The following is a 13,856-nucleotide window of genomic DNA, read 5'->3' on the forward strand; positions in this document are numbered from 1 at the left end:
CACCCGGTCCCATTCCGAACCCGGTAGTTAAGCCCTTCTGCGCCGATGGTACTGCACTGGTTACGGTGTGGGAGAGTAGGTCGCCGCCGAACTTAATTTGCCCTGCGGGTTGAGCGCCACAAGCGCTCCCCGCAGGGCTTTTTTTCGTGTTCCACGACCGTCGAGCGAGGTCAGCTGGCCGTGCCGGAGCTGAGCGCTGCCAACTGATCCGCATACTCGATGCGCTCGACCCACTCCTGCGGCCACGCGGCGAGTCCGTGCGCGGCGCCGGCGAACGCCCCGGCCAACGCCGCGATCGAGTCCGAGTCACCACTGGTCCTCGCGCCCCGCACCAGGCACCGCACCGGGTCGTCGGCGTGCCGGATCGCGCAGTACAGTCCGGTCGCCAGCGCCTCCTCCGCGATCCAGCCCTCGCCGGTGGCCAGGCTCGCGTCCTGCCCGTCATCGGGTTCGGCGAGGGCGGCCACCAGCCGTTCGAGCACCTCGGCGCACTCGTCCCAGCCGCGCGCGATGAAGTCGGCCGACGTCGTCGCACCCGGCGTCCGCCACAGGGGACCCAGCCACTGCTCCAGGTAGACCGAGCGCCGTTCGCGGCAGCGGTCCAGCAACGCGGCGGGCACCTCGGCCAGGTCGCGTCCGTCGACCAGCAGCCGGGTCGCGTACGCGGTGAGCTCGGACGCGGCCAGCGCCGTGGGATGACCGTGCGTCATGGCGGCCTGCAGCTGCGACACCCCGGCGAGGACGTCGAGGTCGAGGTCGGGCACCAGTCCCACCGGCGTGACCCGCATGTTCGCACCGCAGCCCTTGGACCCCGCGATGGTCGCCTCCACCCACGGCAGGCCCTCCGCCAGGCCGCCGCACGCGCGCAGACACGTCATCCCGGGTGCGCGGTTGTTCTCCGGGCTGTGCGCCCAGGACACGAACCGCTCGCGCAGCCGCGGTTCGAGCACGTCGGCGGTGTACCGGTCGACGCCGTGCAGCGCCCACGCGACGGCGAGTGCCATCTGCGTGTCGTCGGTGACCAGGGCGGGGTCGCCAACCAGGTCGTCCGGTCCGTGAGGACCGAACCGCCGGTCGATCTCCGCAACGGACAGGAACTCCGTCGGCTTGCCGAGCGCGTCCCCGAAAGCCAACCCGTACAACGATCCCGCGACTCGGTCCACGGTCCGACCCTACTTGCGCGAGCGGTTCAACGGTGTGGAACCCTTGAAGTGCATTTGTTCCGGTGGCGCGGCAACGGCAATGGACTCCGTCGACATCACCGGAGTCGTCCAGGCGCTCTTTTCACCCGAAAGGGCCCGTACCATGGAATAAATACAAGCCATAGCGTTTTGGCGTGACTGTATTCACATCTACCGCGTACAGCAGGGACCTGGGCGACGAGCTGCGCCGCGTCCGGGAGGCCGGCACCGGCATGAGCGGGGCGGCGCTGGCCGTGCGACTGGGGTGGGACCCGAGCAAGGTGTCCAACCTGGAGCACGGCAAGGTGCGGGCCACCGACATCGACCTCGTGCAGCTGTTCACCATGTGCGGCAAGGACATCCAGTACATCGACGACTTCCGGCGCCGGTACCGGTACGCCTTCGACGAGTACGTCGTGCACGCGCCGGAGGACGTGCGCACGGCGAGGATCGGGGAGTCCGCGGCGACGTCGATCACGAGCTATTCGGTGACCAAGCTGCCCAGTCTGGTGCAGACCCACGAATACGCCGACGCGCTGCACCGGCTCGGTGGTTTCACGACCGGCGACCGAATTGCGGCGGCCGTGCAGCACCGCATGGACCGGCAAGTAGTCCTGCGCCGGAACAACCCGCCGAAATGCTTGTTCTACATCCACGAGTTCGCGTTGCAGCAACGGGTCGGCGGCCGGCGGGTGATGGAGGACCAGTGCGCGCGGCTGCTGTCCGAGGAGCACAGCGTCCGGGTCGTGCCGATGCGGGCCGTGGTGCCGTCCAGCGGCTGCGTGCTCTGGGAGTACGAGAAGGCGATGCCGGTCGTGTTCAGCGAGACCGAGCTCGCGCAGGTGTTCGTGCAGGACCCCGGTGCGATCGCGCGGATCAGGCTGGTGTTCGACCGGCTGGCCGAGGTCGCGCTGGACGAGGAGCAGTCGCTGGGCAAGCTCGGGGAGTACGCGGGGCGCCGGCGGGCCGCGCGCGACGACCAGGGGCCGCACGCGGCGTGACGGGCGGGTGCGGGGGCGCGTGGTCAGGCGCCCCCGCACCCGCAGGGGTCAGCGCCAGCCGTGGCGTGCGCGCAGGGTGTCCACGACCTGGCCGAAGGCGACCGGGCCGAGCACGGCGCCCTCGCGGCGGATGTCGTCGTCGGAGTCGAGGGCGAACACCCGGTCCAGTCGCAGGTAGGACGGGCGGCCGTCGCGGTCCCAGGCACCGGAGCCCAGCTCCAGGTAGTCGTCGCGCGGCTCCTTCGAGGAGAGCATCAACGCGATCAGCTCGCCCTTCGCGCGGCCCACGACCAGCAGCGGGCGGTCCTTGCCGCGGTTCGCGTCCTCCTCGTAGGGCACCCACGCCCAGACAACCTCGCCGGGGTCCGCGTCACCGTCCACCGAGGGCTCGTACTCGAGCTTGGCGGCCTCCGCCGCGTCGAAGATCTCGCGGACCGCGCCCTTGGCCGGGCGGGGGTCTTCACCGTTCATCAGCACGAACGCACCCTAGTGGTGCAGAGCACGTGGGCCTCTATGGGACCATAAGGGGACACCCGTCCGATTTCCTGCTGAGGACCGCCTTGACCACGTTCGCCGACACGACGTTCACGCCGCCGGAACTCATCCGGAACTTCTGCATCATCGCGCACATCGACCACGGCAAGTCCACGCTGGCCGACCGCATGCTGCAGCTCACCGGCGTGGTCGAAGCGCGGGCGATGCGCGCTCAGTACCTCGACCGCATGGACATCGAGCGGGAGCGCGGCATCACCATCAAGGCGCAGAACGTGCGCCTGCCCTGGCAGGTCAACGGGCAGGACCACGTCCTGCACATGATCGACACGCCGGGCCACGTCGACTTCACCTACGAGGTCTCCCGTGCGCTGGAGGCCTGCGAGGGCGCGATCCTGCTGGTCGACGCCGCGCAGGGCATCGAGGCGCAGACGCTCGCGAACCTGTACCTGGCGATGGAGAAGGACCTCACCATCATCCCGGTGCTCAACAAGATCGACCTGCCCGCCGCGGACCCGGACAAGTACGCGAAGGAGATCGCGCACATCGTCGGCTGCGAGCCCGACGAGGTGCTGCGGGTCTCCGCGAAGACCGGTCTCGGCGTCGAGGCGCTGCTCGACGAGGTCGTGAAGCTGGTCCCGCCGCCCGTGGGCGAGGCGGACGCACCGGCCCGCGCGATGATCTTCGACTCGGTCTACGACACCTACCGCGGCGTCGTCACCTACATCCGCGTCGTCGACGGCAAGATCACGCCGCGCGAGCGCATCAAGATGATGTCGACCGGTGCCACCCACGAGATCCTCGAGGTCGGCATCGTCTCGCCGGAGCCGAAGCCGTCCCGCGGCCTGGGCGTCGGCGAGGTCGGCTACCTGATCACCGGCGTGAAGGACGTGCGCCAGTCGAAGGTCGGCGACACCGTCACCTCCGAGCGCAAGGGCGCCACCGAGCCGCTGGCCGGCTACCGCGAGCCTCGCCCGATGGTCTACTCGGGCCTGTACCCGGTCGACGGTTCCGACTACCCGGAGCTGCGCGAGGCGCTGGAGAAGCTCCAGCTCAACGACGCCGCGCTGACGTTCGAACCGGAGACCTCCGCGGCACTGGGCTTCGGCTTCCGCTGCGGCTTCCTCGGCCTGCTGCACCTGGAGATCACCCGCGACCGCCTCGAACGCGAGTACGGCCTCGACCTGATCTCCACGGCACCGAACGTCGTCTACCGCGTGATCATGGAAGACGGCGCCGAGCACGTCGTGACGAACCCGTCCGACTGGCCGGAGGGCAAGCGCGCCGAGGTGTACGAGCCCGTCACCAAGTGCACGATCATCGCCCCGTCGGACTACATCGGCGCGATCATGGAGCTGTGCCAGGCCAAGCGCGGCCAGCTCGGCGGCATGGACTACCTGTCGGAGGACCGCGTCGAGCTGCGCTACACCATGCCGCTCGGCGAGATCATCTTCGACTTCTTCGACTCGCTGAAGTCCCGCACCCGCGGCTACGCCTCGCTGGACTACGAGGAGTCGGGCGAGGCCGAGTCGGAGCTGGTCAAGGTCGACATCCTGCTGCAGGGCGAGGCCGTCGACGCGTTCTCCGCGATCGTGCACAAGGACCACGCCTACGGCTACGGCACGCGCATGGCCACGAAGCTGCGCGAGCTCATCCCGCGGCAGCAGTTCGAGGTGCCGATCCAGGCGGCCATCGGGTCCCGTGTGATCGCCCGCGAAACGATCCGCGCGATCCGCAAGGACGTCCTGGCCAAGTGCTACGGCGGTGACATCACCCGCAAGCGCAAGCTGCTGGAGAAGCAGAAGGAAGGCAAGAAGCGCATGAAGATGGTGGGGCGCGTGGAGGTGCCGCAGGAGGCCTTCGTCGCCGCGCTGTCGACCGAGGAGCCGAAGGGCAAGAAGTAGGGGCCGTGGCACGCCTTCACGTCGGCTGCGCCATGTGGAACCACAAGGCGTGGCCAGGGCGGTTCCTGCCGCAGTCGCTTCCCGCGGGGGAGCGGCTGCGGGCCTACGCCGGCTGGTGCAACGCCGTCGAGGGCAACACCACGTTCTACGCGACGCCCGCCCGCAAGACCGTCGAGACCTGGGCGCGGCAGACGGACCCGGACTTCCGGTTCGTGGTCAAGCTGCCCAAGGTCGTCACGCACGAGCGCCGGCTCGCCGGTGTCGAGGTGCCGATGCGGGCGTTCCTCGACGCCATCGAGCCCCTGGGCGAGCGCGCGGTCCTGTGGACCCAGCTGCCCGGCTCGTTCGGCCCGGCGGACGTCGAGGCACTGAGCCGCTTCCTGCGCAGGCTGCCCGTCGGCCTGCGGCGTGCCGTGGAGGTGCGCCACCCCGTGTTCTTCACCGACGCCGGTGCGACGTCGCTGCTGGAGGGGGCCCTCGACGACGTGGACGCCGAGTGGGTGCCGTTCGACACCGAGGTCTTCTTCCAGAGCCCGCCGACCAGCGACGCCGAGCGCGAGGCCTGGGACCGCAAACCGCGGTTGCCCCGGCGGACGCGGGCGCTGACCGACCAGCCGATCGTCCGCTACCTGGGCCGCGACTCGGTCGAGGAGACGGTCGAGGGGTGGCGGCCGTGGGCCGAGGTGGTCGCCGGCTGGCTGCGGGAGGGCCGGTCGCCGACGGTGTTCCTGCACACCCCCGACAACGACGACGCGCCCGCGCTCGCCCGCCGGTTCCACGACGACGTCCGCACGCTCGTGCCCGAGCTCGACGCGCTGCCCGAACCCGAACCGGTCGAGCCCGCCACACTGTTCTGACCGCGTTTGTTGCCGGATCGGCAACGGAGTTTGCCGCTCCGGCACAACGGTGGGCATCGTGGACGGCATGACGACTGCGCAGGAGTTCTGGGAAGCCTTCTACTCGGAGCGGGACCAGGTGTGGTCCGGCAACCCGAACCCGTTGCTGGTGCGCGAGACCGCGGACCTCACGCCGGGCAGTGCGCTCGACCTCGGGTGCGCTGAGGGCGGTGACGCCGTCTGGCTCGCGCAACGGGGGTGGCGGGTGCTCGGGGTCGACGTGTCGCAGGTGGCGCTGGACCGGGCGCTCCGGCACGCGCAGGACGCCGGCGTCGAGATCTCCGTGGAGCGGCACGACCTCAAGGAGACGTTCCCCGAGGGCCGGTACGACCTGGTCAGCGCCCAGTTCCTGCACTCGCCGGTCGAGGAGGACGGGGAGCGCAACAGCATCCTCAAGCGGGCCGCGGAGGCGGTCGCGCCCGGTGGGCGGCTGGTCGTCGGCGGGCACGCCGGGGCGCCGTCGTGGTCCGAGCACCGCGACTACTACTTCCCGACGACCAAGGACGTGCTCGACCACCTCCGGCTCGGCGACAACTGGATCATCATCACCGACGACGTGGTCGAACGGCCGCTCGTCGGGCCGGATGGTCAGCAGGAGTCGCGCAAGGACAACGTGCTGACGGTGAAGCGCCTGTACTGAAAACGCAAAGGCCACCCGCGGCGGCGTTGCCGGGGGTGGCCCACACAGGTACCGGTCAGGCGCGGATCAAGCGGTCCATCGCCTGGCGGTTGATGATCGAACGGAGCTCGCCCGTCTCCTCGGCGCTGTGGCGGGAGAGGATGGCGTCCAGTTCGAGGCGGTCGCTCTCGGTGGTGTAGCTGGCCAACTGCCGCTCCAGGCTCCGGCGCTTCAGCCGGGCGTCACGGCGGACGGCCAGGTTCGAGCGCAGGGACTTCACGGACAGGTCGTGGCGGGTCATCGTGTCCTTCCAATCTTGGTTACGATTCGATAATACACCCAGTTCACGACACCTGTACCGATGAAGAAGGTCGGCTAGCTCACGTACTCGTCGAGCAACCCCAGGGCGCGCGCGTACTTGGCCTTCAACCGCTCCTGCGTGGCCGCGTCGAGGCGGGCGACGCGGGCCGGCGAGAGGTTGTCGCCGATGTCCGCGCGCTTCACCGTGACGGCCAGCGGGTTGGCGGCGACGCGGCGCAGGTAGTCCTCCTGCGGCTCGTCCGGCAGGTGCGACAGCGCCACGACCGCGTCGACCACCTCGGGCGGGCAGCCGCGGGCGAGCAGGTCGGCCGCGGTCACCGGGGTGTCCTCGACGACGTCGTGCAGCACGGCGGCCATCTGCTCGTGCTCGCCGCTCACGGCGGCCATGACCCGCAACGGGTGCCCGATGTAGGGCAGGCCCGACTTGTCGACCTGGCCCTCGTGGGCCTCGGTGGCGATCGCGATCGCGTTTTCGAGGGTGAACACGCCCTCAAGCTAAACCAGGGCTTGACCAACCGCAGTGGTCTAGTCCATTTTTAGTCCACTCACAACATGGTCGCCGCATGAGTGTGTGGAGGTGGACCATGTCCAAAACCAGACGAGCGGCGATCGCGCTGCTGTCGGCGTTCATCGCGTGTGCCGGTCTGGTGTTGGTGATCAACGGCAACGCCGCCGCCGCCAACCTCGCGGCCAACAACGGGTTCGAGGCGGGCAACCTGAGCGGCTGGACCTGCACCGAGGGCACCAGCGCCACGTCCGGCACCAAGCGCACCGGCCAGTACGCGTTGCAGGGCACACCCGTCGGCCAGAGCACCGCGCGGTGCCAGCAGACCGTTTCGGTGCAACCGAACACGGCGTACAAGCTGTCGGCCTGGGTGCAGGGCAGCTACGTCTACCTCGGCGTCACCGGCGGCGTGGAGAAGAGCACCTGGACGCCCGGTTCCAGCGGCTTCTCCCAGCTGACCCTCGACTTCACGTCCGGCAGCGCCACCAGCGTGACGATCTACCTGCACGGCTGGTACGGCCAGCCCGCCTACTACGCCGACGACGTCAACCTCGACGGCCCCGGCACTCCGCCGACGTCCACGAGCACGACGACGTCGACCACCACCACTACTACGACGACCACGACGACCACCACGACGACGACGAGCAACCCGCCGATCACCGGTCTGCCCAAGCACGTGCTGACGGGCTACTGGCAGAACTTCTACAACGGTGCGCGCGCTCTGCGGCTGTCCGACGTCCCCACCACCTACGACATCATCGCGGTCTCGTTCGCCGATGCCACGGCGGTGCAGGGGCAGGTCGCGTTCAACCTCGACCCCGGTCTGAGCAGCCAGCTCGGCGGCTACACCGACGCGCAGTTCCGCGCCGACGTGAAGACCGTGCAGGCCCGCGGCCAGAAGGTGATCATCTCCGTCGGTGGTGAGAAGGGCACGATCAGCGTCGCCAACTCCACCGCCGCGACCAACTTCGCCAACAGCGTCAAGGGCCTGATCTCCACCTACGGCTTCGACGGCGTCGACATCGACCTGGAGAACGGCGTCAACGCCCAGTACATGGGCCAGGCGCTGCGCAGCATCTATGCAGGTGGCGGCAAGGTCATCACCATGGCGCCGCAGACGATCGACATGCAGAACGTCAACGCCGAGTACTTCAAGCTGGCGCTGGCCACGAAGGACATCCTGACCATCGTCAACATGCAGTACTACAACTCCGGTTCGATGCTCGGCTGCGACCAGCAGGTCCACAGCCAGGGCACGGTCAACTTCCTGACCGCGCTCGCGTGCATCCAGCTGCAGAGCGGCCTGCGCGCCGACCAGGTGGGCCTCGGCCTGCCCGCGTCGCCGTCGGGTGCCGGTGGCGGGTACCAGTCGCCCGCCAACGTCAACAACGCCCTCAGCTGCCTCGCGCGTGGCACGAACTGCGGGACGTTCAAGCCGAGCACGACCTGGCCGTCGATCCGCGGCGCCATGACGTGGTCGATCAACTGGGACGCCTCGAACAACTGGCAGTTCGCCAACACGGTCGCCCCTCATCTGGACTCCCTGCCCTAGATGATGGCGCGGTCCGGCTGACGGACTGCCTCAGATGACGGACTGACCGTCACCCCCGCCCGACGGTTCGGGGAGGCCGAACAGCCTCCCCACCGTCGGTGCGACATCCACAGTGGACGCGGATGTCATCGAGACCCCACGCCCCACCACGGGATCGCCACCGGCGACGAGCAGCGGTACCGGCTCGGCCGCGGCACGTCCCCGGTGCACCACCAGGTCGCCGGCCTCCGGTCCGAGGCGCAGCTGGGCCGGGCGGTGCGCCGACCGCACACCGGGCACCCGCGAGACCACCGACTCCAGGTGCCGCACGGCCAGGGCGCGGTCCGAGGCGGGGCCGGTCCAGTACAGCAGGTCGGCGCCGTCGTTCTGCACGACCACAACCCTGTTGCGCAGCAACGGATCTGTCTGGATGTGCTCCTCCGGCGACACCGGGGACCGGTCCGCGGCGGGAGTCGCGGTGACGAGGAGGACGGACCGCTCCCACCGCCCGGTCGCCCTGAGGTGCCGCACCAGCTTGCCGAGCTGCTCGTCCGCCGTGCGCGCGGCCAGCGACCGCCCCGCGGCAGCGGCCGGGGCTCCGGTGCCGAACTGCACGACCACCAGGTCCGGGTCTGCCTCGTCGACCACGGCGTGCAGGGCGTGCGAGGTGAACGCGTCCGGCGCGGTCCCCGTGACCGGCGGCCGGGGCTCCCACCCGTACGTCGCCCGCGTGCCGACCACCCGGCGCAGGTCCTCCTCCGGCAGCACCGCGCCCGTGCGGAAACCCAGCTCCGGCAAGCGTTCCAGCACCGTCGGGAACCTCGGCTCGCTCAGCCGCCGCACACCGCGCGCCCGGTCGAACACGACGGCGGCGGGCACGCCGCCGCGGTCGGGCCGCACCCCGGTCAGCATCATGACGTGGTGCGCTGTGCTCCCGGCGGCCGGCAGCGAACGAGCCCGCGGGAAGTACGTGCCGTCCGCCCGCAGCGCGACGAGGTTCGGCGTCAGCGCGGTCCCCACCTCGTCCGCCCGCAGACCGGCGAGCACGACCACGTACACCCGCCGGCCCCGGCCGGTCGCGCCGAACGCGGCACCGGGCGCGGCGGAGAGGACGACCGAGCCTGCGGCGGCCCTGAGCAGGGTGCGGCGTTTCACGGACCGAGTCTCACCCACCGGCATGACCGGGAGGTGAACGGCGTTTCCTTGCGCCACCGTGAACACAGCCACTTCGCCGGGCGTTCACGGGCCCGCCCAACTAGGTTGGGCTCATGTTCCAGACGCTGGCCGTGCCCGTGATCGCCGCACCCATGGCGGGCGGCGCCTCCACACCCGAGCTGGTCGCCGCGGTGAACGACGCCGGCGGGCTCGGGTTCCTGGCGGCCGGGTACGTCTCCGTCGAGCAGCTCGCCGAGAAGGTCACGCGCACCCGGGAGCTGACCGGGGCGCCGTTCGGGGTCAACCTGTTCGTGCCGGGCACCCGGCCGACCGCCGACATCTCGTCCTACGTGGACCGGGTGACCGCGTTCGCGGGGAAGCTCGGCGCGGTGCCGGGCGAGCCGCGCTGGGACGACGACAACTACGCGGCGAAGCTCGAACTGGTGCTGGCGCTGCGGGTGCCGGTGGTGTCGTTCACGTTCGGGCTGCCCGACGTCGACGACGTGCAGCGGCTGAAGGCGGCGGGGGCGACCGTCGTGGTCACGGTGACCACCCCTGCCGAGGCGCGGCAGGCCCGGCAGATCGGCGCGGACGTGCTGTGCGTGCAGGGATCGGACGCGGGCGGGCACCGCGGCACGTTCACCGACGACGGCGTCTCGCCCGGAGGTGGCGAGCTGTACGGGACGCTCGCCGCGCTCCGGCTGGTCAGGGGCACCGTCGACCTGCCGGTGATCGCGACCGGCGGGCTGGTGCACGGCGCCGACGTCGCGGCGGTGCTCGCGGCCGGTGCGGTCGCGGCCCAGCTGGGCACCGCGTTCCTCAGCTGCCCGGAGGCGGGAACCGCCGCACCGCAACGGGAGGCGTTGCGCGCGGGCGGCCGCAGGACGGCGCTGACCCGTGCGTTCAGCGGCCGGCCGGCGCGCGGGCTGGTCAACCGGTTCCTGGTCGAGAACACCCCGCACGCGCCCGCCGCGTACCCGAACGTGCACCACCTTACGAAACCGGTGCGCGCCACCGGTGAGCTGGAGGCCATGTCGCTGTGGGCGGGCACCACCTACCCGCTCGCGCCGACCGCACCGGCCGCCGAGGTCGTGCGCAGGCTCGACGCGGAGCTGCGGGAAGCGGTCGACGCGCTGGCGCAGAGGTTCGCGCGCGGCTAGGAACGGTCCGGTGACCTCACCCGCGGACGGCCGGCACTGGACCGGTTCCGCTGCCGACGCTCGGCGAGCTCGTCGGTCAATTCGTTGGCGAAGCGGGGTGAGCGCGGCTATGAAGGACGGTGTGACCTCGCTCTCCGATGAGACGTTCCAGGCGATGATGGACTGGACGCCCGCGTTCGCGACCATGGTCGGCCTGCCCGGCTGGGACGACCGGCTCGACGACCTCAGCGTCGAGGGCCATCAGGCCCTGCGCGCCCGCCTCGCGGACATCGTGAGCCGCGTCGACACCAGCGACGAGGACCCGGTCACCAGGTCCGTGATCAGGCACCAGGCCGAGTCGATCATCACGAAGATCGACGCCCGGCTGGTCGAGCACACCGTGGCCGCGGGACTGAGCGCGCCGGTCGGCGGTCTGCTCGGGCTGGCCTCCCAGGTCGACTTCTCGAAGCGGCTGGACCAGATCCCGCGGTTCCTCGACCAGGCGGCCACCCGGCTGCTCGACACCGACCGCAGGCCGTTGCGGCGGCACGTCGTGAACGGCGCGGCGCACCTGGAGCGGTTCCTCGCCTCGCCGCGGCAGCCGTGGGAGGGGGACGCGGACCTGCGGCCGGCGTTCGCCCGGTTCCGCGAGGTGCTGCTGTCGCTCGACGGCCGCGAGGACGCGCAGGCCGGCCTGTGCTGGCTGCCGGAGGGCGAGCAGAACTACGCCCGGCTGGTCCGCGACTACACGACCACGGCCTACACGCCGGCCGAGCTGCACCGGCTCGGGCTCGACCTGATCGCCCGGCTGCGCGAGGAGTACGTGGAGATCGGCGCACGGGTGTGGGGCACCTCGGACGTCACCGAGATCTTCACGCGGCTGCGCACGGAGCTGCTGTGGGACAACGAGGGCGACATGGTCACCAGCGCGGTCGAGGCCGTCGCGCGGGCCGAGGCCGTCGCGCCGCGGTGGTTCGGCCGGCTGCCCAAGGCGCCCTGCGAGGTGCGGCTCGTCCCCGAGGTGGACCGCGAGGTCGCGCCGCTCGCGTACTACATGGACGCCGCGCTGGACGGCTCCCGTCCCGGCGTCTACTTCCTGAACCCGTTGGGCGCCACCGAACGCAGCCGCACGCTCTCGGAGGTGACGGCGTTCCACGAGGCCATCCCCGGCCACCACTTCCAGATCACGATCGCCGCCGAGACCGACCTGCACAACGTGCGCAAGTTCGCGTTCATCGACGCCTACCTCGAAGGCTGGGGCCTTTACACCGAGCGCCTGGCCGAGGAGATGGGGCTGTACTCGTCCGACGAGCAGCGGCTGGGCATGCTGTCGCTCGACGCGATGCGCGCAGGGCGGCTCGTCGTCGACACCGGCCTGCACGCCCTCGGGTGGTCGCGCCGGCAGGCCGTGGACTACCTGCGCGAGAACACCGTGATGACCGCGCCGGAGATCGAGTCCGAGGTCGACCGGTACATCGAGACGCCGGGGCAGGCGCTCGCGTACATGGTGGGGCGGCTGGAGATCCTCCGGTTGCGCGAGGAAGCGGCCACCCGGCTGGGCGACCGCTTCGACGTGCGCGCGTTCCACGACCTCGTGCTGGCGAACGGCCCGGTGCCGCTCGCCACGCTCGACTCCCTGGTTACCGCTTGGACTCCTTCTCCATGACGGAGTTGCGCTTCGAGTAGGTGAAGTAGACGACCAGGCCGATCACGAACCAGACCGCGAACCGCAGCCAGGTCTCCGGCGTGAGGAACGTGATCAGCCAGATCGAGAAGACGACACCGATGATCGGCACGACCGGCATGCCCGGCGTCTTGAACGTGCGCGGCAGGTCGGGCTGCTTGTAGCGCAGCACGACCACGGCGACGCAGACGACGACGAACGCCAGCAGGATGCCGATGTTGGTGAGCTCGGCGGCCTCCGCGATCGGCAGGAAGCCCGCGATGACCGCGGAGGCGATGCCCAGCACCCAGGTGATGCGCGTCGGCACGTGCTTCACCGGGTGCGTCTTCGCGAACCACTGCGGCAGCAGGCCGTCGCGGCTCATCGAGTAGCCGACGCGGGCGGCGCCCAGCAGGAACGTGAAGAGCACCGTCGTGATGCCCAGGATCGCGCCGACGGAGATGATGATGCCCAGGGCGGGCAGGCCGATGTCGGCGAAGGCCGTGGCGAACGCGGACTCCGCGTCGACGTCCTTGTAGTTGACCATGCCGGTGAGCACGAGGCAGGCCAGCACGTACAGCACCATCGACACGGCGAGCGAGTAGATGATCGCCTTCGGCATGTGCTTCTGGGAGTCCTTCGACTCCTCGGCGGCCGTGGACATCGCGTCGTAGCCGAACACCGCGAAGAACACCGTCGCCGCACCCGTGAGCGCACCCGAGATGCCGAACGGGAAGAACGGGTTGTAGTTGTCGGTGTTGATGTGGAACGCGCCGACGACGACGACCAGCGCCACCACGGCGATCTTGAGGTACACCAGCGTGGTCTCGAAGCGCGCGGCGTTCTTCATGCCCTGGTTCAGCACGAACGCGATCAGCAGGCACAGCAGCACGGCGAACAGGTTCACCTTGTACGTGCCCGCGGCGACGCCGTCGGCCTCGGTGCCCGGTGCGCCCAGCATCCACTGCGGCAGGTGGACGTTCAGCAGCGACAGCAGCTCGGTGAAGTAGCCGGAGATGCCGATCGCGACCACTGCCACGATCGCGGTGTACTCCAGCAGCAGGTCCCAGCCGATGAACCAGCCGACGATCTCGCCGAGCACCGCGTAGCCGTAGGTGTAGGCGCTGCCGGCCTTGGGGATCAGGCCCGCGAACTCCGCGTACGAGAACGCCGCCGCCGCGCTCGCGATACCGGCGATCAGGAACGACACCAGCACCGCGGGACCGGCTGTCTTGTTCGCGACGGCACCGGCGAGCGAGAAGATGCCCGCGCCGATGATGCCGCCGATGCCGATCGCGGTGAGCTGCCACAGGCCCAGCGTTCTGGTGAGCCCGTCGCCCCTGTCCTCGGCGATCCGGTCGATGGGCTTGCGCCGGAAGACGCCCTGTGTGGTCATTGCCTAGCTCCCTTGAAGAGTGGGTCCGGGCGAACCTATTCGGGACCACT

General features: G+C 70.2%; 13 protein-coding genes and 1 rRNA gene. 8 read left to right on the top strand and 6 right to left on the bottom strand.

Going from position 1 to position 13,856, the window contains the following annotated elements:
• Positions 1 to 92 (top strand): 5S ribosomal RNA (gene rrf, locus ACZ7CH_RS33115); the annotation flags it as partial.
• Positions 93 to 170: 78 nt separating this feature from the next.
• Here the strand turns inward: rrf and ACZ7CH_RS33120 are convergent.
• Positions 171 to 1,163, bottom strand: coding sequence for an ADP-ribosylglycohydrolase family protein (locus ACZ7CH_RS33120; protein ID WP_470375750.1), 993 nt, complete (start codon positions 1,161 to 1,163; stop codon positions 171 to 173).
• A 173-nt stretch (positions 1,164 to 1,336) separates the two neighbouring features.
• Here ACZ7CH_RS33120 and ACZ7CH_RS33125 point away from each other — a divergent pair, with 173 nt between their 5' ends.
• Positions 1,337 to 2,182 (top strand): helix-turn-helix domain-containing protein, encoded by an 846-nt coding sequence (locus ACZ7CH_RS33125; RefSeq protein WP_360397115.1) that lies wholly within the window; start codon positions 1,337 to 1,339, stop codon positions 2,180 to 2,182.
• 48 nt (positions 2,183 to 2,230) lie between these two features.
• Here ACZ7CH_RS33125 and ACZ7CH_RS33130 read toward each other — a convergent pair whose 3' ends face one another.
• Positions 2,231 to 2,653 (bottom strand): type II toxin-antitoxin system PemK/MazF family toxin, encoded by a 423-nt coding sequence (locus tag ACZ7CH_RS33130; RefSeq protein ID WP_470375751.1) that lies wholly within the window; start codon positions 2,651 to 2,653, stop codon positions 2,231 to 2,233.
• 89 nt (positions 2,654 to 2,742) lie between these two features.
• Between ACZ7CH_RS33130 and lepA the strand changes: the two genes are divergently transcribed.
• From lepA to ACZ7CH_RS33145, 3 genes are all read left to right on the top strand, one after another.
• A complete protein-coding gene (gene lepA / locus ACZ7CH_RS33135) occupies positions 2,743 to 4,578 on the top strand; it encodes a translation elongation factor 4 (RefSeq protein ID WP_360397117.1) in 1,836 nt (611 codons plus the stop codon).
• A 32-nt stretch (positions 4,579 to 4,610) separates the two neighbouring features.
• Entirely contained in the window at positions 4,611 to 5,435 is an 825-nt protein-coding gene (locus ACZ7CH_RS33140) for a DUF72 domain-containing protein (RefSeq protein WP_360397444.1), read from the top strand.
• A 67-nt stretch (positions 5,436 to 5,502) separates the two neighbouring features.
• Positions 5,503 to 6,114: a class I SAM-dependent methyltransferase gene (locus ACZ7CH_RS33145; protein ID WP_360397118.1), complete on the top strand. Its 612-nt coding sequence runs from the start codon at positions 5,503 to 5,505 to the stop codon at positions 6,112 to 6,114.
• A gap of 55 nt (positions 6,115 to 6,169) precedes the next feature.
• Here the strand turns inward: ACZ7CH_RS33145 and ACZ7CH_RS33150 are convergent, their stop codons facing one another.
• Together ACZ7CH_RS33150 and ACZ7CH_RS33155 are read right to left on the bottom strand one after the other, a co-directional pair.
• Positions 6,170 to 6,394, bottom strand: a complete 225-nt coding sequence (locus ACZ7CH_RS33150) for a hypothetical protein (protein WP_360397119.1) — start codon at positions 6,392 to 6,394, stop codon at positions 6,170 to 6,172.
• A gap of 74 nt (positions 6,395 to 6,468) precedes the next feature.
• Positions 6,469 to 6,900 (bottom strand): HD domain-containing protein, encoded by a 432-nt coding sequence (locus ACZ7CH_RS33155; RefSeq protein ID WP_470371895.1) that lies wholly within the window; start codon positions 6,898 to 6,900, stop codon positions 6,469 to 6,471.
• A 98-nt stretch (positions 6,901 to 6,998) separates the two neighbouring features.
• On the opposite strand from ACZ7CH_RS33155, the gene ACZ7CH_RS33160 reads away from it, so the two are divergent.
• Positions 6,999 to 8,474 (top strand): chitinase, encoded by a 1,476-nt coding sequence (locus tag ACZ7CH_RS33160; protein ID WP_360397121.1) that lies wholly within the window; start codon positions 6,999 to 7,001, stop codon positions 8,472 to 8,474.
• Between the two features lie 30 nt (positions 8,475 to 8,504).
• On the opposite strand, the gene ACZ7CH_RS33165 is transcribed toward ACZ7CH_RS33160, so the two are convergent.
• A complete protein-coding gene (locus tag ACZ7CH_RS33165; RefSeq protein ID WP_470375752.1) occupies positions 8,505 to 9,608 on the bottom strand; it encodes an alkaline phosphatase family protein in 1,104 nt (367 codons plus the stop codon).
• 113 nt (positions 9,609 to 9,721) lie between these two features.
• Here ACZ7CH_RS33165 and ACZ7CH_RS33170 point away from each other — a divergent pair, with 113 nt between their 5' ends.
• Both ACZ7CH_RS33170 and ACZ7CH_RS33175 read left to right on the top strand, forming a co-directional pair.
• A complete protein-coding gene (locus ACZ7CH_RS33170; protein WP_470375753.1) occupies positions 9,722 to 10,768 on the top strand; it encodes an NAD(P)H-dependent flavin oxidoreductase in 1,047 nt (348 codons plus the stop codon).
• A 109-nt stretch (positions 10,769 to 10,877) separates the two neighbouring features.
• A complete protein-coding gene (locus ACZ7CH_RS33175) occupies positions 10,878 to 12,413 on the top strand; it encodes a DUF885 domain-containing protein (protein ID WP_470375754.1) in 1,536 nt (511 codons plus the stop codon).
• Here the strand turns inward: ACZ7CH_RS33175 and ACZ7CH_RS33180 are convergent.
• Positions 12,388 to 13,806 (bottom strand): amino acid permease, encoded by a 1,419-nt coding sequence (locus ACZ7CH_RS33180; RefSeq protein WP_360397125.1) that lies wholly within the window; start codon positions 13,804 to 13,806, stop codon positions 12,388 to 12,390. The two genes, ACZ7CH_RS33175 and ACZ7CH_RS33180, sit on opposite strands and share 26 nt — an antisense overlap.
• Positions 13,807 to 13,856 lie beyond the last annotated feature (50 nt).

Source organism: Lentzea sp. NPDC037011 (assembly GCF_055607425.1).